This is a genomic window from Microbacterium sp. NPDC089189 (assembly GCF_040685095.1).
GTDB lineage: Bacteria > Actinomycetota > Actinomycetes > Actinomycetales > Microbacteriaceae > Microbacterium.
On the sequence record NZ_JBFBHG010000039.1, the window covers coordinates 1 to 20,106 of the forward strand.

Below are 20,106 nucleotides of genomic sequence, written 5' to 3' on the forward strand. Positions count from 1 at the left end.
CCGAGACCGTGGGTTTAACCCGCTGTCTCGGCGCGAAAGTGCTGTCTCGCGGGTCCAGCGGGGTCAGTGGCGGGCGCGGCGGGTGGCGTCCTGGACCTCGCCGATCAGCTCCTCGATCACGTCCTCGAGGAAGAGCACGGCGACCGTGTCACCCGCGCCGTCGCGCACCTGCGCGAGGTGGCGGCCGGTGCGACGCATCGCCGCGAGGGCGTCCTCCAGGTCGGTCGTCTCCTGCAGCGGCGCCATCTGGTGGATGCGTTTGGCCGGGATGGGGCGACTGATCTTGCCGTCCGCGCCGTCCTCGGCGACCCGCAGCACGTCCTTCAGGTGCACGTAGCCCACCGGAAGGCCGTCGTCGTCGACGATGACGTAGCGCGAGAAGCCGTGCTTCGCGACAGCGCGCTCGATCTCGTCGGGCGTGGTGTGCTGCGGCAGCGTCACCAGCTCGGCCAGCGGCACCGCCACATCCCCCGCCTTCTTGTCGGTGAACTCGACGACGGCCGTCACCGTGCCGGAGGCGTCCTCGAGGACGCCCTCGATGCGGGACTGCGCGACGATCGTCGCCACCTCTTCGAGCGTGAAGGTGGACGAGGCCTCGTCCTTGGGCTCCACGCGGAACAGGCGCACCACGTGGTTGGCGATCCAGTTGAGCGACACGATGATCGGGTGGAACACCTTCGACACCCAGACCAGCGGCGGCGCGAGCATCAGCACCGCGCGGTCGGGGATCGAGAACGCCAGGTTCTTCGGCACCATCTCGCCGAACACCACGTGCAGGTAGGAGACCAGCAGCAGCGCGATGACGAACGCGATGATGTCGACCGCACCCTCGCCCCATCCGGTCAGCTCCAGCGGCACCGCCAGGAGGTGGTGGATGGCCGGCTCCGACACGTTCAGGATCAGCAGCGAGCAGATGGTGATGCCCAACTGACAGGTCGCCAGCATGAGCGTCGCGTGCTCCATCGCCCACAGCGCCGTCTTGGCCGCGCGCGATCCGCGCTCGGCCAGGGGCTCGATCTGCGACCGGCGGGCCGAGATGACGGCGAACTCCGCGCCGACGAAGAACGCGTTGAAGACCAGCAGCACGACCAGCCAGATGATTCCCGCCCAATCGCTCATCGGGAATCACCCCCTCGCTCGAGGGCCTCGACATCGTCGATGGTCTCCGCGAGGGGTGTGGGCGTGAAGCGCACGCGGTCGACACGACGACCGTCCATGCGGACGACCGCGAGCGTGCCCTCCTCGATCGCGACCTCGTCGGCGACGACGGGGATGCGGCCGAGCTCGGCCATCAGGAAGCCGCCCACGGTGTCGTACACGTCTCCTTCGGGCACCCGGATACCGGTGCGGTCGCGCAGCTCGTCGGGCCGAAGCGCCGCCGAGAAGGTCAGTGAGTCGACGCCGCGGACGACCTCGGCACGTCGCCGGTCGTGCTCGTCGAGAACCTCGCCCACGATCTCCTCGACGAGATCCTCGAGGGTCAGCACGCCCGCCGTGCCGCCGTACTCGTCGACGACGATCGCCATCTGATAGCCGCGGGTGCGCAGCTCTGCGACAAGCGCGTCCAGGTGCACCGTCTCGGGCACCCGCAGCGGTTCGCTCGCGAGCGCGGCCGCGGGGACGTCGGGTCGGCGCTCGCGCGGAACCCCGATCGCCGCCTTGAGGTGCACGATGCCGACGATGTCGTCCATCGATTCGCCGTACACCGGGAACCGGCTGTGGCCGGTCTTGCGGGCCAGCTGCACGACGTCGTCCGCGGAATCGGACGCCGCGACCGCGTGGACCCGCGGGCGCGGGGTCATGACGTCGTCGGCGGTGAGCCGCGCGAAGGTGAGGCTGCGATCCAGCAGGGAGGCGGTGTCCTCCTCCAGCACGCCGGCGCTGGCGGACCGGCGGACGAGGCTCGAGAGCTCCTCGGCGGTGCGCGCGCCCGACAGCTCTTCTTTGGGCTCGATCCCCACCGAGCGGAGGATGCCGTTGGCGCTGCCGTTGAGCACGGCGATCGCGGGCCGGAACACCGTGGTGAACGCGACCTGGAACGGCATGACGAGCTTGGCCGTCTGCCGCGGGACGGCGAGCGCGAAGTTCTTGGGGACGAGCTCGCCGAGGATCATCGAGAAGATCGTGGCCACCGAGATGCCGATGATCGAGGCGAGCCCCACGACCACGCCCTCCGGCACGCTCCACGACGAGAGCACGGGGCGCAGCAGGTTGGAGATGGCGGGTTCCATCGTGTAACCGGTGAGGAGCGTGGTCAGCGTGATGCCGAGCTGCGCGCTCGAGAGATGCGTCGACGTGATCCGCAGCGCGCCGATCGTCATCGCCAACCGGGTCTCGCCGGCCTTCCGGCGGGCCTCGAGGTCGGCCCGGTCGAGGTTCACCAGGGCGAACTCGCTCGCCACGAACAAGCCGGTTCCGATCGTGAGCAGAAGCCCCACGCCCAACATGACGTAATCCATCACACGTCACCTCCCTGGCGGGAGGAGGGTCGGTGGGGCGATCGTCTGCAACTGGGAGGGTCGTCCATTGTGCCGATCATTCTACGGGAGCAGGAGGCGTCCCGGATCGGTCTGTGGACGCGGTTCCGACCGGGGCCCGCGCCGCGTGATCACCAGCTGACGGGCAGCGCCTTGCCCTCGTCGTAGCCGGCGGCGGACTGCAGCCCCACCACCGCTCGCTCGTGGAACTCGGGAACCGTCGTCGCCCCCGCGTAGGTGAACGAGGACCGCACGCCCGACGTGATCATGTCGAGCAGATCCTCCAGGCCGGGCCGGAGCGGATCGAGGTAGATCTTGGACGACGAGATCCCCTCGGCGAACAGCTCCTTGCGCGCCCGGTCATAGGCGTCCAGCCGCTCGAACCGCGCGTGCACGGCCTTCGTCGACGCCATGCCCCAGGACTCCTTGTAGACGCGTCCCTGGGCGTCGGTGAGCAGTTCGCCGGGCGCTTCGATCGTGCCGGCGAACCACGAGCCGACCATGACGGATGCGGCGCCCGCCGCCAGCGCCAGGGCGACGTCGCGCGGGTAGCGCACTCCCCCATCCGCCCACACATGGGCGCCGTGCTCGCGCGCCGCCGCGGCCGTCTCGAGCACGGCGGAGAACTGCGGTCGCCCGACGGCGGTCATCATGCGCGTGGTGCACATGGCGCCGGGGCCGACACCGACCTTGAGGATGGTGGCGCCCGCCTCGACGAGATCGTGCACGCCCGCGGCGGTGACGATGTTGCCCGCGACGATCGGCAGGCCCAGCCCCAGCGCGGACACCGTGCGCAGCGCCCGGAGCATCCCCTCCTGGTGCCCGTGCGCGGTGTCGAGGACCAGCACGTCGACCCCGGCGTCCGCCAGCGCGCGGGCCTTGCCCGCCACATCCCCGTTGATCCCGACCGCAGCCGCCACGATCAGCCGACCGTCCACGTCGACGGCCGGACGGTAGAGAGACGCGCGCAGGGCGCTGCGCTGCGACAGGGTGCCGACGAGGCGGCCGCGCTCGAGCACGCAGACCGTCTCGGCCTCCGCCGCGACCAGCAGGTCGAACGCCTGGCGCGCGTCGACGACGTCGTCCGCGTCGATCGCCACCGGACGGGAGCGCACGAGGTCGCCCAGCTGGGCGTCGGGCAGCGCGGTCGCGAGCCGCGACGCGGCGACGACGCCCACGATGTCGGAGATCTCGAGCGTCGCCGCATCCGGGTCTGCCACCACGATGCCGTACCCCAGGGTGGCGGGCAGCAGCCGCAGCGCGTCGCCGACGCGCGCGTGCGGGGGCAGCACGAGCGGGGTGTCCCACCGCACGGGCTGGTCCTTGACCCAGCGGATCGCCGCGGCGAGCTCCTGCAGCGGCATGTCCTGCGGCAGCACGCCGAGTCCGCCGCGACGGGCGAGCGTGGCGGCCAGGCGCGCACCGGTGACCGAGTTCATGTTGGCCGAGACGAGCGGGATGCGGGCGCTCGTGCCGTCGCCGGGAGACAGGTCGACGTCCAGTCGACTCGAGACCGCCGATCTGCGCGGCACGAGGAAGACATCCGAATACGTCAGGTCGAGATCGGGCCGTTCACCGAGGAACTCCATATCTGTCAAGGTTAGTGATTTCTTCGCGGGAGGAAACCCAGGCCGGATGCACCGCCGATACGCAGGGCGCGGCGGCGCGGGGGCGCCGAGACTCGACTACGCTGGTGACTCGTGCGTGTGGGCCGACGACGGCCCCGCACGGCCGAATGAATCTCACGAAAGCGGGCGATCGAGGGTGTCGAGCCAGGTGACGGGCGACGGAGTATCGAGCGAAGGGGAGTTCGGGGCCAACGAGTGGCTCGTGGCCGAACTCTACGAGCAGTTCACAGCCGATCGGAACGCGGTCGACGAATCGTGGTGGCCGATCCTCGAGGCCTACACACCGGATGCCGGGAGCGCCGCGACAGCGGCGCCCGCCGCCGGGTCGAGCGCCGCGGCACCGGTCGCCGCGCCCGCTCCGACGGGTGCCGAGCCGCACCCGGTGACGGCCCCCATCCCCGTCATCGGCGCTCAGCCGGTGGCACGGACGACGGCGAAGCCCGCGGCGCGTCAGCCCATCCCGGCCCAGGCGCCCAGCGCGCAGCCGTCGGACCCCTCGGGCGCGGTCGAAGAGGATGTCGTGACGGTCCTCCGCGGCATGCCGAAGGCCCTCGCCGCGAACATGGACGAGTCGCTGACCGTCCCGACCGCGACGAGTGTGCGCACCGTCCCGGCCAAGCTGATGATCGACAACCGCATCGTCATCAACAACCACATGTCGCGCACGCGCGGCGGCAAGGTCAGCTTCACGCACCTCATCGGGTGGGCGCTCATCCAGGCGCTCAAGGAGTTCCCGAGCCAGAACGTGTTCTACGCCGAGGTCGACGGCAAGGCGTCCGTCGTGGCGCCCGCGCACATCAACCTGGGCATCGCGATCGACCTGCCCAAGCCCGACGGCACCCGTGCGCTGCTCGTTCCCAGCATCAAGCGCGCCGAGTCGCTGACCTTCAACGAGTTCCTCGCCTCCTACGAGGATCTGGTAAAGCGCGCCCGCGGCAACAAGCTCACCGCCGCCGACTTCCAGGGCACCACGATCTCGCTCACGAACCCGGGCGGCATCGGCACGGTGCACTCGGTACCGCGTCTCATGAAGGGTCAGGGCTGCATCGTCGGCGCCGGCGCCCTCGAGTACCCGGCCGAGTTCCAGGGGTCCAGCGACAAGACGCTGGTCGGTCTCGGTATCGGCAAGACCATCACGCTGACCAGCACCTACGACCACCGCGTCATCCAGGGTGCCGGCTCGGGCGAGTTCCTCAAGAAGGTGCACGAGCTGCTCATCGGGCAGCGCGACTTCTACGAGGGCATCTTCGCCGCCCTCCGCATCCCGTACGCGCCCATCCGCTGGGCCAGCGACATCAACGTCGACCTCGCCGAGCGCATCGACAAGGGCGCCCGCGTGCAGGAGCTCATCAACTCCTACCGCGTGCGCGGCCACCTCATGGCCGACATCGACCCGCTCGAGTACATGCAGCGCACCCACCCGGACCTCGAGATCGAGAACCACGGTCTGACGTTCTGGGACCTCGACCGCGAGTTCGTGGTCGGCGGCTTCGGCGGCAAGCGCCAGATGAAGCTGCGCGACATCCTGGGCGTCCTGCGCGACTCCTACTGCCGCACGCTCGGCATCGAGTACATGCACATCCAGGACCCCGAGCAGCGCAAGTGGTTCCAGAACCACGTCGAGGTCAAGTACCAGAAGCCGGGTCACGACGAGCAGCTGCGCATCCTGTCGAAGCTCAACCAGGCCGAGGCGTTCGAGACGTTCCTGCAGACGAAGTACGTCGGCCAGAAGCGCTTCAGCCTCGAGGGCGGCGAGTCCGTCATCCCCCTGCTCGACGAGATCCTCCAGGGCGCCGCGCGCGCCGATCTGGATGGGGCCGCGATCGGCATGGCCCACCGCGGCCGCCTCAACGTGCTGACCAACATCGCCGGTAAGACCTACGGTCAGGTCTTCCGCGAGTTCGAGGGCACGAGCGTTCCGGGCAACAAGCGCGGCTCGGGTGACGTGAAGTACCACCTCGGCACCGAGGGCACCTTCGTGAGCGACGGCGGCAGCGAGCTGCCCGTCATCCTCGCGGCCAACCCCTCCCATCTGGAGACCGTCGACGGCGTGCTCGAGGGCATCGTCCGCGCCAAGCAGGACCGCAAGCCCATCGGCACGTTCGCCTGGCTGCCGATCCTCGTGCACGGCGACGCCGCGTTCGCCGGCCAGGGCGTCGTGGTCGAGACCCTGCAGATGTCGCAGCTGCGCGGCTACCGCACGGGCGGCACCGTCCACGTCGTGATCAACAACCAGCTGGGGTTCACCACCCTGCCGGTCGACTCGCGCACCTCGGTGTACGCGACGGATGTGGCCAAGACCATCCAGGCGCCGATCCTCCACGTGAACGGCGACGACCCCGAGTCGGTCGTCCGCGCCGCCGAGCTGGCCTTCCTGTACCGCCAGGAGTTCCACCGCGACATCGTCATCGACCTCGTCTGCTACCGCCGCCGCGGGCACAACGAGGGCGACGACCCGTCGATGACCCAGCCGCTCATGACCAACCTGGTCGAGGCGAAGCGGTCGGTCCGACGGCTCTACACCGAGTCGCTCGTCGGACGCGGTGACATCACCGAAGAGGAATACGACCAGGCCAAGCGCGATTTCCAGGAGCGCCTCGAGGTCGCCTTCGCCGAGACGCACGCCGCGGCCACCGGCACGCAGGACGTCGTCGCCACCGACACGGGCTCGCTCGAGCCGGCGGTCGGCGAGCCCGACACGACGGGTGTCACGACCGAGGTCGTGCACATGATCGGTGACGCGTTCGTCAACAAGCCCGATGGCTTCACGGTGCACCCGAAGCTGCAGCAGCTGCTCGACAAGCGCCACACGATGAGCCGCAACGGCGGCATCGACTGGGCGTTCGGCGAGCTGCTGGCCTTCGGCTCCCTCGTCTCCGAAGGCACCCCGGTGCGCCTGGCCGGCCAGGACTCGCGACGCGGCACGTTCGTGCAGCGCCACGCGGTCTTCCACGACCGTGAGAACGGCCAGGAATGGCTGCCTCTGGTGAACCTGGCCGAGGGACAGGGCCGCTTCTTCGTCTACGACTCGCTGCTGAGCGAGTACGCCGCGATGGCGTTCGAGTACGGCTACTCGGTCGAGCGCGCGGACGCCCTCGTGCTGTGGGAGGCCCAGTTCGGCGACTTCGTCGACGGGGCGCAGACCGTGATCGACACCTACCTCTCGTCGGCCGACCAGAAGTGGGGCCAGCAGTCGAGCGTCGTGCTGCTGCTGCCGCACGGCTACGAGGGGGCGGGCCCCGACCACTCGTCGGCCCGCATCGAGCGCTTCCTGCAGATGTGCGCGCAGGACAACATGACGGTCGCGCGACCCTCGACCCCGGCATCGTACTTCCACCTCCTCCGCCGTCAGGCGTACGCGCGCCCCCGGCGCCCGCTGGTCGTCTTCACCCCGAAGGCGATGCTGCGGCTGCGGGATGCGACCAGCCCCGTCGAGGCGTTCACGCAGGGCCGGTTCGAGCCGGTGCTCGATGACGACCGCGGTGTCGATCGGAATGCGGTCACGCGCGTCCTGCTCCACGCCGGGAAGGTCCACTGGGACCTCCGCAGCGAGCTCGACAAGAACCCCGATCCCCGGATCGCCCTCGTGCGCCTGGAGCAGTACTACCCGGCTCCGATCGAGCAGCTCAACGCGGTCATCGACAGCTACCCCAACGCCGAGCTGGTGTGGGTCCAGGAAGAGCCGGAGAACCAGGGCGCCTGGCCGTTCATCGCGCTCGAAGTGGTCAAGCATCTGCACGATCGCACGATCCGCGTCGTCTCGCGCGCAGCGTCCGCCTCGCCGGCCGCCGGCTCCGCCAAGATGCACCAGATCGAGCAGGCCGACCTCATCTCCCGCGCACTGTCGCTGTGAGCCACGGGGCCCCGTCGTCCGCGTCGGGGCCCCGTGACCGCGCGCACCGGTGGATCCACGGGTGAGCGCGCACGTCGCGGTGGTCGCGAACCCGGCCGCCCGCGCCGGGATCGGTGCCCGCACCGTCGTGCGCGCGGCCGAACGTCTGCGTGAACGCGGCGTGCAGACGACGCTCGTGAGCGGCGGAAGCGCCGCGGAGACCCTCGACCTGCTGCACCGCACGGTCGCCGCGGGCGTGGACGGGGTCGTGGTGGCGGGCGGGGACGGCACCGTCCATCTGGCGATCCAGGTGCTCGCGGGCACGGAGGTGCCGCTGGGCATCATGCCGATCGGCACGGGCAACGACATGGCGATCTCGCTGGGCCTGCGCGAGAACCGCACGGCGCCGGCCGCGGATGTGATCGCCGCCGGGGCGACGCGGCGGATCGACCTGGCCCGGCTCACCCGCGCCGACGGCACGATCGAGCGGTACGGCACGGTGCTCGCGGCCGGGTTCGACGCCCGCGTCAACGACCGGGCGAACGCCCTGCGCTGGCCGCGCGGGGGCTCGCGGTACACCGTGGCGATCCTGCGGGAGTTCCTGGATCTGCGCACCGACTGCTTCGCCGTGGAGTGGACCGACGCCGCCGGGATGACCGGCCGATGGGACGGCCGGCTCCTCATGGCCACGGTCGGGAACGGTCGCACGTACGGCGGGGGCATCCCCATCTGCCCGGACGCGCTCCTCGACGACGGCGTCCTCGACATGACGCTCGTCGAGCCGGTGAGCCGTGCCCGGCTCCTCCGACTCCTCCCCCGCGTCTACGCGGGCCGGCACTCCTCGGTGCCGGAAGTGCGGATGGAGCGCGTCACGCGGGTGCGCATCGCCGCCGCGGGCGTGGGCTCGTACGCCGACGGCGACCCGATGGGACCCCTGCCGGTCGACGTCGAGATCGAGCCCGCGGCACTCACGGTGTTCGTTCCTGCGAACCGCCCGCGGTGACGCGGGCGACGGTCAGTGGCGCGAGGCCTGCGCGGCACGCAGGCGCGAGAGCACCTGGTCCCGCAGCTCTTCGGGCGCCGTCTCGCGGCACGCCCGCGCGACCACATCCGTCAGGGTGCGCGCCACGAGCGCCTCATCGCGGCACGACGGGCAGCTCGCCAGGTGCTCGGTGATGTCGTTGTGCTCCGTGTGGCACACCTCGTTGCGCAGGTACTCCTCGAGGTCGCGCCGCGCCTTGTCGCAGCCGCAATCGGTCATTTCTTGCTCCTGGATGCTGACGGGGTGATGCCCCGTTCCTTCGCGTAGTCGGCCAACAGATCACGCAGCATTCGTCTGCCGCGATGCAGACGGCTCATGACCGTGCCGATGGGGGTCTTCATGATGTCGGCGATCTCCTGGTAGGCGAACCCCTCGACGTCGGCGAGGTACACCGCCAGCCGGAAGTCCTCGGGGATCGACTGCAGCGCCTCTTTCACGGCCGACGCCGGCATGTGGTCGATCGCTTCGGCCTCGGCCGACCGCGTGCTGGTCGCGGTCGTCGACTCGGCGCCGCCGAGCTGCCAGTCCTCGAGCTCGTCGATCGCACCCTGGTACGGCTCGCGCTGCTTCTTGCGGTACGTGTTGATGTAGGTGTTCGTGAGGATGCGGTACAGCCAGGCCTTCAGGTTGGTGCCCTGTGTGAACGTGCCCCACGAGGAGAACGCCTTCACGAACGTCTCCTGCACGAGGTCCGCCGCGTCGGCGGGGTTGCGCGCCATGCGCATGGCGGCGGCGTACAGCTGGTCCATGAAGGGCAGCGCCTGCTCTTCGAACTGCGTGCGCGGGTCGGCGGGTGACGTATCGTCCATCGTCGTCAAGTCTACGGCCGGGTGGGCCGCGACCAGAGGACGCTCCAGCACTGCGTTCATACACATTCCTCCCCCCACCCGCGTCGGGCAGGTTCAGTAGGGTGGAACCGATGAGCGCCGACCGCTATTCCCCACCGTCCGCCGTGACCGGCCACTGGCACGCCCCCGTAGCCGCCGAGGCGGTGCAGGCGGTCGTGGCCGTGCCGGGCTCGAAGTCCCTCACGAACCGGGAACTGGTGCTCGCCGCATCCGCGGACGGACCCAGCATCCTGCAGGCGCCGCTGCACTCGGACGACTCCGTCCGCATGATCGACGCCCTGACCTCTCTCGGCGTCACGGTCGAGCGGCTTCCCGGATCGGGCCCCTTCGGCCCGGATCTGCGCATCACCCCGCCGGCGACGGTCCCCGCGGGCGGCGTCGTGGACTGCGGCCAGGCCGGAACGGTCATGCGCTTCGTCGCCCCGCTCGCCGGCTTCGCCACCGGCGACGTCGTCGTCACCGCTCACGAGAGCGCCCTCCACCGACCGATGGGCGAGATGATCCGTGCCCTCCGCGAGGTCGGCGTCGACATCGACGACGGCGGCGCGTGGGCGCTGCCGTTCACCGTGCGCGGTCGCGGCCACGTCCGCGGCGGCGAGGTCACCATCGACGCCAGCGCGTCGAGCCAGTTCGTCTCAGGACTGCTGCTGTCGGGGGCGCGCTTCGACGTCGGCCTGCACCTGCGCCACGACGGCGGCCGCCTCCCCTCCATCCCCCACATCGACATGACCGTGGAGGCGCTCGCGCGTCGCGGCGTGCACGTGGAACAGCCCACCCCCGGCGAGTGGATCGTGCCGCCCGGGCCGATCCGCGCCAAGGACATCGCGATCGAGCCGGACCTCTCCAACGCCGCGCCGTTCCTCGCCGCGGCACTGGTCACCGGCGGACAGGTGACCGTCCTCGGGTGGCCAGCGCACTCCACCCAGCCCGGCGCCCAGCTGCCCGAGCTCCTCGCCGCGTTCGGCGCGCGGAGCTCCCGCCGGCACGGTGCGCTCACGGTGACCGCGGGCGATCGCCTCGTCGGCGCCGACCTCGACCTGTCGGCCGTGGGCGAGCTCACCCCGACGTTGGTCGGGTTGGCGCTGCTGGCGGAGGGCGCGTCGACGTTCACCGGCATCGGCCACATCCGCGGCCACGAGACCGATCGTCTCGCGGCGCTCGTCGCGAACGTGCGGGCACTCGGCGGCGACGCCGAGGAGCTGCCCGACGGCATCCGCGTGATCCCGCGCACCCTCGGCCCCGGTGTGTGGCGTGCCCACCACGACCACCGCCTGGCCACGACGGGCGCGCTCGTGGGCCTCGCGGTGGCGGGCGTCGAGGTCGACGACATCGGCACGACGGCCAAGACGATGCCGGAGTTCCCCGAGCTCTGGCAGCGCATGCTGGCCGGCGAGGACGCCTCCGCGTGAGCTGGCTGACGGACGACGACGACGAGGACGACTTCGGATTCGACGAGGCCGACATCCGGATGCGTCCGAATCCGAAGGCCAACCGCCCCCGGACGAAGCGTCGCCCCGCCCACGCCGACGCGTCCATCGCACGCGTGCTGGGCGTCGACCGCGGCCGCTACCAGGTGCTCCTCGACGAGGACACCCCCGAGGAGCACGACGTCGTCGCGACGAGGGCGCGTGAGCTGCGCAAGCAGCCCATCGTCACGGGCGACCGCGTGCGCGTCGTCGGAGACGTGAGCGGGGACACCGGCACGCTCGCCCGCATGGTGAGCATCGAGGAACGCCGCACCCTGCTGCGCCGCAGCGCCGACGACACCGATCAGGTGGAGCGCGTCGTCGTGGCCAACGCCGATCAGATGCTCGTGGTGGTCGCCGCGGCCGACCCGGAGCCCCGCGCCCGTCTCGTCGACCGGTACCTCGTCGCCGCCCTCGACGCCGGCATCCGTCCGCTCCTGGTCGTGACCAAGACCGACCTCGCCGACCCCGCCGACTTCCTCGCCCATTTCGAGGGCATCGACATCGAGGTCTTCACGAGCGCGCGGGGCGAGATGCCCCTCGAACGGATCGGGGCATCTCTCGTCGGCCGCTCCACGGTCTTCGTCGGGCACTCCGGCGTCGGCAAGTCCACACTCGTCAACGCGCTCGTGCCGACCGCGGGTCGCGCCACCGGGCACGTCAACGACGTCACCGGACGCGGGCGCCACACCTCCAGTTCCACCGTGTCGCTGCGCTACCGCGGCGAAGGCGGATCCGGATGGGTCATCGACACCCCCGGCGTCCGCTCCTTCGGCCTCGGCCACGTGGACCCGGCCAACATCCTGCGGGCGTACACCGACCTCGCCCTGATCGCCGAGGACTGCCCGCGCGGCTGCACCCACCTCCCCGACGCGCCGGACTGCGCGATCGCCGAGGCGGTCGCCGACGGGCGGCTGGGGCCGAGCGGCGCAGCGCGCTTCGATTCGCTGCAGCGGCTGCTCACGACCTTCGCCGGCGGTCGCTGAACGGGTGGGGCCGGCCCCGGCGGAGGCCTACGCTGGAGGCATGACGCAGCTCCAGGTGGGCGATCTCGCCCCGGATTTCACCCTCCCCGACCAGGACGGCACGCCCGTCTCCCTCCACGACCTCCGTGGCAGCCGGGTCGTCGTCTACTTCTACCCCGCAGCCATGACGCCGGGGTGCACGACGCAGGCCTGCGACTTCCGCGACAGCATGTCGTCGCTCACCGCGGCGGGGTACACCGTGCTCGGCATCTCGCGGGACGCGCCCGCGAAGCTGCGCACCTTCCGCGAGCGCGACGGCCTGACCTTCCCGCTGCTGTCCGACGAGGACCACGCCGTGCACGACGCCTACGGCGCCTGGGGCGAGAAGATGAACTACGGCAAGCGCATCGAGGGTGTGCTGCGTTCCACCTTCGTCGTCGACGAGGAGGGCCGTCTCACGCAGGCGCTCTACAACGTCAAGGCCACCGGTCACGTCGCCCGGCTGCGCAGATCCCTCGGCCTCGACGCCTGAGCGTCACCCGTCGGCGTCGCCGTCCGCCGGCCGGCGCAGGCCCGCGCGGCGGACCGCGGTGATCAGGACGACGAGCGTGATGACCGCGGGGATCGACAGCTGAAGCCCCAGCAGGGGGTGCGCGTACGAGCCCGTCGCCGCCCCGATCGCGACGGCGAGGATGAGCAGCTGGGTCACGATGCCCCCGGAGCGCCCCCAGGAGCGGTCGCGGAGCGCCGCGACGCCGAACGCGGCGACCGCGGCGGCCCCGATGGCGGTGAGGACCAGGAGCGCGATGGCGGTCGCGAGCTCGGCCGTATCGCCGCCGATGACCGCCAGCAACTGAACCAGCGTCAGGGCGGCGACGCCGAGCGCCTCGAGCAGAAGCAGACCGCCGGCGATGACGGTGACGAGGTCGGTGCGCATGGCGTTCTCCCGGGGCCGTTTTGTGGATGCCGGCCGATTCAGCCGCATGGATGTGGTGACGAGCGACAAAACAGCGAGTGAACCCTTGATTCGCTCACACCCCTGTGGGACGATTGTCGACGTCGTGTGCTCCCACAGCGGCGTGGGGCGAGCAATCGGCTCGCACATCACACAGGGTATCGGACCCCGATCCGACCCTCTCAACCCACACCCCACATCTTCTACGTCTGAGGAGCACAACACGCATGGACTGGCGCGATAAGGCGGCCTGCCTGACGGTCGACCCGGAACTCTTCTTCCCGGTCGGCAACACCGGTCCCGCGGTGGACCAGATCGAGAAGGCGAAGACCGTGTGCGCACGGTGCACCGTCACCGAGATCTGCCTGCAGTACGCCCTCGAGTCCGGTCAGGACTCGGGCGTGTGGGGTGGCCTCTCCGAGGACGAGCGTCGCGCCCTGAAGCGCCGCGCCGCCCGCGCCCGCCGGGCGTCCTGACCCGTCCGGGTCAGCTCGAGCTGCGGGCGATGTAGCGCAGCGGGATCTCGATCGTCACCTCGGTGCCGCTGCCCATGATGGTGTGCCAGTCGATCGTGCCGCTGAGCTCGCCCTGGATGAGCGTGCGCACGATCTGGGTGCCGAGCCCGCGTCCGACCTGGCCCTCGGGCAGACCGACGCCCGTGTCGCGCACGCTCACCTCGAGGTGGTCGGCGGTGCGTTCGGCCGCGATCTCGACCTCGCCCTCCTGACCGGCCAGCCCGTGCTCGACGGCGTTGGTCACCAGCTCGGTCAGCGCCAGCGCGAGCGGCGTCGCGTACTCGCTGGGCAGAGTGCCGAACGAACCGGTCTTCCGGGTGCGGGCCCGGGTGTTGGGCGCCGCCGCCACTTCGGCGACGAGCTTCAGCACCCGCGAGAAGACGTCGTCGAAGTCCACGCTCTGCGTCAGGCCCTCCGACAGCGTGTCGTGGACCACCGCGATCGCCGACACGCGACGCGTGGCGTTGGTCAGCGAGTCCCGTGCCTCATCCGAGTGGGTGCGACGCGCTTGGATGCGCAGCAGCGACGCCACCGTCTGCAGGTTGTTCTTGACCCGATGGTGGATCTCGCGGATCGTGGCGTCCTTCGTGATGAGTTCCTGCTCCTGGTGGCGCAGCTCCGTCACATCGCGGCACAGCACGATGGCACCGATGCGGTTGCCGTGATCGCGCAGCGGGATCGCACGCAGCGACACGGTGACACCGCGCGCCTCGATGTCGGCGCGCCACGGTGCGCGCCCCGTCGCCACGACGGGCAGCGACTCGTCGAACTGCCGCTTCTCGGGGAGGATCCGCGTGATCACGTCGACGAGGGGCTCGCCCTCGAGCTCGTCGTCGAAGCCCATGCGGTTGAAGGCCGACAGCGCGTTGGGGCTCGCGAAGGTCGTCAGCCCGTCCACATCCATGCGCACCAGACCGTCCGAGGCGCGGGGGGCACCGCGTCGCGGTGACGTGGGCGCCGACAGGTCGGGGAAGTCGCCCGAGGCAATCATGCCGAACACGTCGTCCGCGCAGTCGTTGAAGGTGATCTGCTGCCGCGACGGCGTGCGCGCCTCACCCAGATTCGTGTGCCGCGTCAGCACGCCGATGACGCGCGCCGGGGCGTCGGCGCCGGATCGCGCGCGGACGATCGGCACGGCGCGCACCCGCGTGGGCGTCTCCTCGAACCAGTCGGGCGACGCCGAGTCGACGATGCGTCCCGTCGTGAACGCTTCGCGCACCTGCGCCCGCCACTGCGGCCGCACGCGGTCGCCCACGATGTCGCGATAGAAGAGCGTGGCGGCGCCGCCCGGACGGGTGTGCGCGACGGCGATGAACGAGTCGTCCTCGGTGGGTACCCACACCACGATGTCCGCGAAGGCCAGGTCGGCCAGCAGCTGCCCGTCACCGGCCAGACGGTGCAACCACTCCACCTCCGCCGGGTCGGAGAAGCCGTGCGCGTAGACGAGTTCGCTGAGGGTCGACACGCCCCCAGCCTACGACTACGCCGCGGACCTGCCGTCCCCGACGCCTCGTCCGCGCCGCCGCTCCCGGCGCGTCCCGATCGCCTCCCGGGGCGCCGCCGGCGGGACCAGCGCGCCGCCCACGAGACGCCTCACCGCGGCCACCAGCGCCGACCGCGGCGCCACCTCGGCCACGGGCCGGGCGGCGAGCATCGCGGTGTCCATGCCCCGCCGGTCCTCGGGCACGAACCACACGTCGTCCACATCCGCGTAGCGCGAGAGCGTGCGACGGATCTGCCCGCGCGCGTCGAGCCCGACGCCGCCGCGGCGCACCCGGTTGACCACCACGGTGACCGGCGTGGTGCCGCTGACGGCGCGGAGCTCCCCCACTCCGCGGACGAAGCGCGCCACGCCCACCGGGTCGGCCGAGAGCACCGCCACCACGCGGTCGGCCGATTCCAGGGCTGCGATGCCGGCGGCGTTCCGGCGCGGTCCGTCGACGATGTCGCTGACGATCTCCTCATCCCGCTCGAGCGGCGCTGCAACGTCCACGACGGTGTGCTGCGCCCACGACGCGCACGCGGCGAGCGCACCCGACACGCGGGATGCCGACAGCTCCGGCCAGCGCGAGGGTCGGTTGATGCCGGTGAGGACGTCGACGTCGACTCCGCCCATGGGCACCGCGATGCGCTGCAACTCGACGTCGTCCAGCGCGCCGTTCTCGGCCTGCCGGCACGCGACCGCGAACCCCGGGCCCTCGTCGGGGAGTCCGAGGGCCAGGGCGATCGCGGGGGCGTGGGAATCCGCATCCACGAGCGCCACGTGCCGTCCTCCCCGCGCCAGCTCGCTGGCGAGGGCGATCGCCAGCGTCGTCCGCCCCGGCGCGCCGTGCGGTCCCCAGACAGCGATGGTACGCGGGTCCGTCGGTGCCACGGCCGGCGGCTCCGCGGGCGCCGCGTGGCGGATGCCGCGCGCCGTCTCCCGAGGGTCGTCCGAGAGCGCCACCGGGGTCGAGAGACCGAACGCGGCCGCCAACCGGCGTCCCACCGCGTCGTCGCCGACCGGCACGATGCGAACGCCGAGCCGGTCGGCGAGGGCGACGACCTGCGCCGTCAGCACGTCCGGACGTGCGGGCAGCACGAGGGCGTCCGCAGCGGCGAGCAGGGAGACGAGCCCCTCGTCCGGGACGGCGCCCGCCGACGCGTGCGCGAACGCACCCGGGCCCGCCGCCCCGAGCACCGTCACCCCGTCGAGCCGCAACTGCTCGGCGACGGCCGGGGCCGCCTCACCCAGCACGAGGACGACCGAGCGCATCAGCGCCCTCCCGTCGCCGGGACGACGGAGAGCGACGCCTCCCCCGCCAGCGCGGCGAGCACGGCCGCCACGTCGGCGCGCGGGATGACGAGCTCCACCGAGGCGGCGCCGGCGCCCATCATGGACTCGTCGCGGGTGACGGCCGCGACCGTGGCATCGGCCACGAGGATCCGGGGCTCCTGCCGCACCCCGTCCGCATCCACGGGCGCGGCCCAGATCTCGACGACGGTCCCGGTCGAGACCGAGGCCGGTACGGCGGTGCTGCTGGGGACGACGACGGTCGTGGTGCGCGCGGCATCGGGGTCGCCGAGGGCCGCCACCGGGATGAGCTCGCCGGCGTGGATGGTGCGGGTCGCGACGGCGCCGTCGGCGAGGCTCTCGCCGCTCGCGTACGCGGCGTCGAGCGTGCCGAGCGCCACCTCGACGACGCGGAGCTCACCCGGCTCCACCCGCTCTCCGGCGGGGATCGTGCGTGTCGCGGTGTAGACCGGCATCGTCTGACGCGCCGCGGCGACGACCATCCAGACACCGACGATCGAGGCCACGACCAGGACGGCGCCGATCACGAACCGCGCGTCCGCCCAGAGCGCTCGGGGGCGTTGACGCGGTGCTGGCTGGGCTGTCATGGCGTACATGGTGACCCAGCATCCGACGCCGTGCGCGATGTTATCCACAGCAGGTCTTATCCACAGCACACCTCGCTGAGGCGGGCTGTCAGGGAGCCGACGCATAATTGGGGGCATGCCCGAACCGACGCCTGCTGCGCCTCGCCTGCTGCCGCCGGCGAGCGTCGCCGAGGCCTTGGCGATCTCGGTCGACGAGGTGATCGCGCTCGTCCTCGACGGACGCCTGCGCGGCGCGCGCGTCGGCACGAGCGCGCAGTGGCGGGTCGAGGAGGCCAGCGTCGCCGAGTACCTCGACGACCAGGCCGAGGAGACCCGCCGGATGGCGCTGTGGCGTCAGTCCAACGCGGCGAGCTTCCCGGAGCTCTGGGGAACCGGCGTCATCCGCAACCCCGACTGACCCTCACTCCCGGCCGGCGCCGTCCACGCGCACCCAGGCCAGTGCGCCGAACGGCACGATGCGATGGCCGCGCACCGCGTCCGAACGGCGCGGCTCCCCCGGCTCGTGCAGGGCCAGATCCAGGTGATCGACGCCGGCCCGATCGATGGTGCCCGACCGGGTCCTCGCGTCGGTCGTCGCGACCGTGACCGGCACGCGCCGCCGCACGAGATCGCGCAGCACGAATCCGATCCCCATCCGCTCGGCGACCGACGCGCGCCCGGTGTCGGCCGGGCGGGCGCTGCGCAACACATCCGCGTGCGGCAACTGCAGCGCCGAGATCGCGGCGACCGGGATGATCCCCGACCGCCCCGCGACCATCTCGACGCCCACCCAGTCGACACCCACCGCGGTGATGCGCGCGTGAACGGATTCGGAGCCGATCAGCTCGACGACGACGTCCGGACGCTGCGACGCCTCGGTCCGGGCGACGACCAGCAGGCGCTCCCGCAGCGTCACCTTCGAGAGCCGCAGTCTCTCGGCCTCGGTGTCGAGGACAGCGCGCTCGGCCTCCCACTCGGCATCGAACTGATCCTGCAGGTCCTCGAAGAAGCGTTCCCAGCGCACGCCGCGAGATTAGACCGGACCTCATGTTCAGATGAGAAGTTTTCCACAATCCGTTTCACGCCCGCGCCGCGTGCTCTACTGATCCCGCTCCCGGAACCCCCGTCCCTGTGAGGCTCAGATGGTACAGATGTCGACCGGCGCCGCTCGCGCCACCCGCTCCCACGCGCGGCTGTCCGCCGATTTCTTCGCGCCGCAGCCGACGTCCGCCGCGGACCTTCCGGACCCCGTACCGTTGGTGCGCAACCTCACCGGAGGCGTGCTCGAGGCACTGGCGGGTGTCCGCGACATCGACCAGCTCGCGCGCTGGCTCACCGAGGACGCCTACCGCGCCCTCCTCACGCGGGTGAACCTCGCCACCCGCGCCCGCAGCGCCCGCGGTGTGCGCGCGGCGCGGCCGGTGCACACGATCCTGAGCGTCCACCACTCCGAGCCCGCGGACGGGGTCGTCGAGGCCGTCGTCATCGTGCAGGGGCCCGCCCGCACACGTGCCGTCGCCATCCGCCTCGAGGGCATGGACCGCCGCTGGCGGGCGACGTCGCTCGCGCTGCTCTGAGCCGCACACGACCCTGAACAACACCGACCGACACCGCCGCGCAGGCGGTCAGGTCACTGGCGGTAGGACGACAGGAAGTTGCCCAGCCGCTCGATCGCCTCGGCGATCACCCTCGACTCCGGCAGCGTGACGATGCGCAGGTGGTCCGGCGTCGGCCAGTTGAATCCCGTGCCCGGCACGAGCAGGATGTGCTCGGCGATGAGCAGGTCGTGCACGAGCTTCGCGTCGTCACGGATCTCATGCACCTCGGGATCGAGCCGGGGGAAGGCGTAGAGCGCGCCCGTCGGCTTGACGCACGAGACGCCGGGGATCGCCTCGAGACCCTCCCACGCCACATCCCGCTGCTCGTGCAGGCGTCCGCTGGGCGCGATGAGCGCGTCGATCGACTGGACGCCCGACAGCGCCGCCTGCACGGCGAACTGGGCGGGCACGTTCGGGCAGAGCCGCGTCGAGGCGAGCAGGTTGATGCCCTCGAGGAAACCGCGTGCGTGCCCCTTGGGACCGGTGATGACGAGCCAGCCGGACCGGTAGCCCGCCACGCGATACGTCTTCGAGAGGCCGTTGAAGGTGAGGCACAGCAGGTCCGGCGCGAGGGTCGCCAGCGGGATGTGGTGCGCATCGTCGAAGAGGATGCGGTCGTAGATCTCGTCGGCGAGCAGCAGGAGAGAGTGCTCGCGGGCGACCTGGACGATCTGCGTGAGCAGCTCACGGCTGTAGACGGCGCCCGTCGGGTTGTTCGGGTTGATCACGACGATCGCCTTGGTCTTGGGCGTGATCTTGGCGCGGATGTCCTCGATGTCGGGCTGCCAGCCGTTCTGCTCGTCGCAGAGGTAGTGCACGGGCGTCCCACCGCCCAGGCTCGTCATGGCCGTCCACAGCGGGTAGTCGGGCGCGGGGATGAGCACTTCGTCACCTTCGTCGAGCAGCGCCTGCATCGTCATGGTGATGAGCTCGGAGACCCCGTTGCCGAGGTAGACGTCGTCGGGCGAGAACGAGGGGAAGCCGGCCTCCTGCTCGTAGCGCGAGACGACGGCGCGGCGAGCGGACATGATGCCCTTGCTGTCGCTGTATCCGTGCGCCGTCGGGATCGCCTCGATCATGTCGCGGACGATCTGGAACGGCGCCTCGAAGCCGAACGTCGCGGGGTTCCCGGTGTTCAGCTTGAGGATGCTGTGCCCCTCGGCCTCGAGCCGGTCGGCCTCGACGAGGGCCTCTCCACGGATTTCGTAGAGCACATCCTTCAACTTGCTGGACTGGTCGAGGTGACGAAGCGGAGTCATCCGATCAGGATAGTCCCGCCCTCCGCGTGCCAATCCGCACCCGCTGGCCCGCCCCGCCTCATCCCCTCCCCTTCCGAAAACCCTTGGCCATTTAATTCAACTGTATCAATACCGATATGGATCAAAATTTCTCCACCAGCATCCGTTTTCAACCCATAGGC

20 protein-coding genes are annotated in these 20,106 nt (G+C 71.1%); 8 read left to right on the forward strand and 12 right to left on the reverse strand.

Features of this window, described 5'->3' with window-relative positions:
- Positions 1–63 precede the first annotated feature (63 nt).
- The 3 genes from AB0N73_RS15490 to AB0N73_RS15500 form a co-directional block, all read right to left on the reverse strand.
- Positions 64–1,119 carry a hemolysin family protein gene (locus AB0N73_RS15490; RefSeq protein ID WP_363565095.1) on the reverse strand — a complete coding sequence of 352 codons (1,056 nt, stop codon included), beginning with the start codon at positions 1,117–1,119 and terminating at the stop codon, positions 64–66.
- A complete protein-coding gene (locus AB0N73_RS15495) occupies positions 1,116–2,459 on the reverse strand; it encodes a hemolysin family protein (RefSeq protein WP_363565097.1) in 1,344 nt (447 codons plus the stop codon). Before AB0N73_RS15495 ends, AB0N73_RS15490 begins: the two co-directional genes overlap by 4 nt.
- Before the next feature lie 149 nt (positions 2,460–2,608).
- Positions 2,609–4,066, reverse strand: coding sequence for a GuaB1 family IMP dehydrogenase-related protein (locus AB0N73_RS15500; protein ID WP_363565099.1), 1,458 nt, complete (start codon positions 4,064–4,066; stop codon positions 2,609–2,611).
- Between the two features lie 175 nt (positions 4,067–4,241).
- Here AB0N73_RS15500 and AB0N73_RS15505 point away from each other — a divergent pair, with 175 nt between their 5' ends.
- Together AB0N73_RS15505 and AB0N73_RS15510 are read left to right on the forward strand one after the other, a co-directional pair.
- Positions 4,242–7,958: a multifunctional oxoglutarate decarboxylase/oxoglutarate dehydrogenase thiamine pyrophosphate-binding subunit/dihydrolipoyllysine-residue succinyltransferase subunit gene (locus AB0N73_RS15505; RefSeq protein ID WP_363565101.1), complete on the forward strand. Its 3,717-nt coding sequence runs from the start codon at positions 4,242–4,244 to the stop codon at positions 7,956–7,958.
- A gap of 61 nt (positions 7,959–8,019) precedes the next feature.
- Positions 8,020–8,940, forward strand: coding sequence for a diacylglycerol kinase family protein (locus AB0N73_RS15510; protein ID WP_363565103.1), 921 nt, complete (start codon positions 8,020–8,022; stop codon positions 8,938–8,940).
- Positions 8,941–8,952: 12 nt separating this feature from the next.
- Here the strand turns inward: AB0N73_RS15510 and AB0N73_RS15515 are convergent, their stop codons facing one another.
- Positions 8,953–9,198 (reverse strand): zf-HC2 domain-containing protein, encoded by a 246-nt coding sequence (locus tag AB0N73_RS15515; protein WP_363565105.1) that lies wholly within the window; start codon positions 9,196–9,198, stop codon positions 8,953–8,955.
- The gene (locus AB0N73_RS15520) at positions 9,195–9,788 is read right to left on the reverse strand and encodes a sigma-70 family RNA polymerase sigma factor (protein WP_363565107.1); all 594 of its coding nucleotides are present in this window, start codon (positions 9,786–9,788) and stop codon (positions 9,195–9,197) included. Before AB0N73_RS15520 ends, AB0N73_RS15515 begins: the two co-directional genes overlap by 4 nt.
- Positions 9,789–9,898: 110 nt before the next feature.
- Between AB0N73_RS15520 and aroA the strand changes: the two genes are divergently transcribed.
- Genes aroA through bcp form a run of 3 tightly spaced genes read left to right on the forward strand, consistent with a single transcriptional unit; the run spans position 9,899 to position 12,790 of the window.
- Entirely contained in the window at positions 9,899–11,236 is a 1,338-nt protein-coding gene (aroA, locus tag AB0N73_RS15525) for a 3-phosphoshikimate 1-carboxyvinyltransferase (protein ID WP_363565109.1), read from the forward strand.
- Positions 11,233–12,279: a ribosome small subunit-dependent GTPase A gene (rsgA, locus tag AB0N73_RS15530; RefSeq protein ID WP_363565111.1), complete on the forward strand. Its 1,047-nt coding sequence runs from the start codon at positions 11,233–11,235 to the stop codon at positions 12,277–12,279. Before aroA ends, rsgA begins: the two co-directional genes overlap by 4 nt.
- A 40-nt stretch (positions 12,280–12,319) precedes the next feature.
- Positions 12,320–12,790, forward strand: a complete 471-nt coding sequence (bcp, locus tag AB0N73_RS15535; RefSeq protein WP_363565113.1) for a thioredoxin-dependent thiol peroxidase — start codon at positions 12,320–12,322, stop codon at positions 12,788–12,790.
- A gap of 3 nt (positions 12,791–12,793) precedes the next feature.
- Here bcp and AB0N73_RS15540 read toward each other — a convergent pair whose 3' ends face one another.
- Positions 12,794–13,195 carry a histidine kinase gene (locus AB0N73_RS15540; protein WP_363565115.1) on the reverse strand — a complete coding sequence of 134 codons (402 nt, stop codon included), beginning with the start codon at positions 13,193–13,195 and terminating at the stop codon, positions 12,794–12,796.
- A gap of 245 nt (positions 13,196–13,440) precedes the next feature.
- Here AB0N73_RS15540 and AB0N73_RS15545 point away from each other — a divergent pair, with 245 nt between their 5' ends.
- Entirely contained in the window at positions 13,441–13,689 is a 249-nt protein-coding gene (locus AB0N73_RS15545) for a WhiB family transcriptional regulator (RefSeq protein WP_028496164.1), read from the forward strand.
- 10 nt (positions 13,690–13,699) lie between these two features.
- Here the strand turns inward: AB0N73_RS15545 and AB0N73_RS15550 are convergent, their stop codons facing one another.
- Genes AB0N73_RS15550 through AB0N73_RS15560 form a run of 3 tightly spaced genes read right to left on the reverse strand, consistent with a single transcriptional unit; the run spans position 13,700 to position 17,109 of the window.
- On the reverse strand, positions 13,700–15,193 hold the full coding sequence (locus AB0N73_RS15550) for a histidine kinase N-terminal domain-containing protein (protein WP_363565117.1): 1,494 nt from the start codon (positions 15,191–15,193) through the stop codon (positions 13,700–13,702).
- Positions 15,194–15,208: 15 nt separating this feature from the next.
- The gene (locus AB0N73_RS15555; RefSeq protein WP_363565119.1) at positions 15,209–16,483 is read right to left on the reverse strand and encodes a hypothetical protein; all 1,275 of its coding nucleotides are present in this window, start codon (positions 16,481–16,483) and stop codon (positions 15,209–15,211) included.
- Entirely contained in the window at positions 16,483–17,109 is a 627-nt protein-coding gene (locus AB0N73_RS15560; protein WP_363565121.1) for an SAF domain-containing protein, read from the reverse strand. Before AB0N73_RS15560 ends, AB0N73_RS15555 begins: the two co-directional genes overlap by 1 nt.
- 115 nt (positions 17,110–17,224) lie before the next feature.
- Between AB0N73_RS15560 and AB0N73_RS15565 the strand changes: the two genes are divergently transcribed.
- The gene (locus AB0N73_RS15565) at positions 17,225–17,506 is read left to right on the forward strand and encodes a helix-turn-helix domain-containing protein (protein WP_363565123.1); all 282 of its coding nucleotides are present in this window, start codon (positions 17,225–17,227) and stop codon (positions 17,504–17,506) included.
- Positions 17,507–17,509: 3 nt separating this feature from the next.
- Here AB0N73_RS15565 and AB0N73_RS15570 read toward each other — a convergent pair whose 3' ends face one another.
- Complete coding sequence (locus tag AB0N73_RS15570; protein ID WP_363565125.1) at positions 17,510–18,112, reverse strand: hypothetical protein; 603 nt, start codon at positions 18,110–18,112, stop codon at positions 17,510–17,512.
- Between the two features lie 127 nt (positions 18,113–18,239).
- On the opposite strand from AB0N73_RS15570, the gene AB0N73_RS15575 reads away from it, so the two are divergent.
- Positions 18,240–18,665, forward strand: a complete 426-nt coding sequence (locus AB0N73_RS15575) for an Rv3235 family protein (protein ID WP_363565127.1) — start codon at positions 18,240–18,242, stop codon at positions 18,663–18,665.
- Positions 18,666–18,718: 53 nt separating this feature from the next.
- Here AB0N73_RS15575 and AB0N73_RS15580 read toward each other — a convergent pair whose 3' ends face one another.
- The gene (locus AB0N73_RS15580; protein WP_363565129.1) at positions 18,719–19,945 is read right to left on the reverse strand and encodes a pyridoxal phosphate-dependent aminotransferase; all 1,227 of its coding nucleotides are present in this window, start codon (positions 19,943–19,945) and stop codon (positions 18,719–18,721) included.
- Positions 19,942–20,097, reverse strand: coding sequence for a PTS glucose transporter subunit IIA (locus AB0N73_RS15585; protein ID WP_363565131.1), 156 nt, complete (start codon positions 20,095–20,097; stop codon positions 19,942–19,944). Before AB0N73_RS15585 ends, AB0N73_RS15580 begins: the two co-directional genes overlap by 4 nt.
- Positions 20,098–20,106 lie beyond the last annotated feature (9 nt).

Excerpts from the sequence above, each read along its gene's own strand:
- AB0N73_RS15565 (WP_363565123.1), top strand. The coding sequence starts at position 17,225 with ATGCCCGAACCGACGCCTGCTGCGCCTCGCCTGCTGCCGCCGGCGAGC.
- AB0N73_RS15555 (WP_363565119.1), bottom strand. The coding sequence starts at position 16,483 with ATGCGCTCGGTCGTCCTCGTGCTGGGTGAGGCGGCCCCGGCCGTCGCC.
- AB0N73_RS15500 (WP_363565099.1), bottom strand. The coding sequence starts at position 4,066 with ATGGAGTTCCTCGGTGAACGGCCCGATCTCGACCTGACGTATTCGGAT.
- AB0N73_RS15580 (WP_363565129.1), bottom strand. The coding sequence starts at position 19,945 with ATGACTCCGCTTCGTCACCTCGACCAGTCCAGCAAGTTGAAGGATGTG.
- aroA (WP_363565109.1), top strand. The coding sequence starts at position 9,899 with ATGAGCGCCGACCGCTATTCCCCACCGTCCGCCGTGACCGGCCACTGG.
- AB0N73_RS15515 (WP_363565105.1), bottom strand. The coding sequence starts at position 9,198 with ATGACCGATTGCGGCTGCGACAAGGCGCGGCGCGACCTCGAGGAGTAC.
- AB0N73_RS15575 (WP_363565127.1), top strand. The coding sequence starts at position 18,240 with ATGTCGACCGGCGCCGCTCGCGCCACCCGCTCCCACGCGCGGCTGTCC.
- bcp (WP_363565113.1), top strand. The coding sequence starts at position 12,320 with ATGACGCAGCTCCAGGTGGGCGATCTCGCCCCGGATTTCACCCTCCCC.
- AB0N73_RS15490 (WP_363565095.1), bottom strand. The coding sequence starts at position 1,119 with ATGAGCGATTGGGCGGGAATCATCTGGCTGGTCGTGCTGCTGGTCTTC.
- AB0N73_RS15560 (WP_363565121.1), bottom strand. The coding sequence starts at position 17,109 with ATGACAGCCCAGCCAGCACCGCGTCAACGCCCCCGAGCGCTCTGGGCG.
- AB0N73_RS15545 (WP_028496164.1), top strand. The coding sequence starts at position 13,441 with ATGGACTGGCGCGATAAGGCGGCCTGCCTGACGGTCGACCCGGAACTC.
- AB0N73_RS15495 (WP_363565097.1), bottom strand. The coding sequence starts at position 2,459 with ATGGATTACGTCATGTTGGGCGTGGGGCTTCTGCTCACGATCGGAACC.
- AB0N73_RS15540 (WP_363565115.1), bottom strand. The coding sequence starts at position 13,195 with ATGCGCACCGACCTCGTCACCGTCATCGCCGGCGGTCTGCTTCTGCTC.
- AB0N73_RS15520 (WP_363565107.1), bottom strand. The coding sequence starts at position 9,788 with ATGGACGATACGTCACCCGCCGACCCGCGCACGCAGTTCGAAGAGCAG.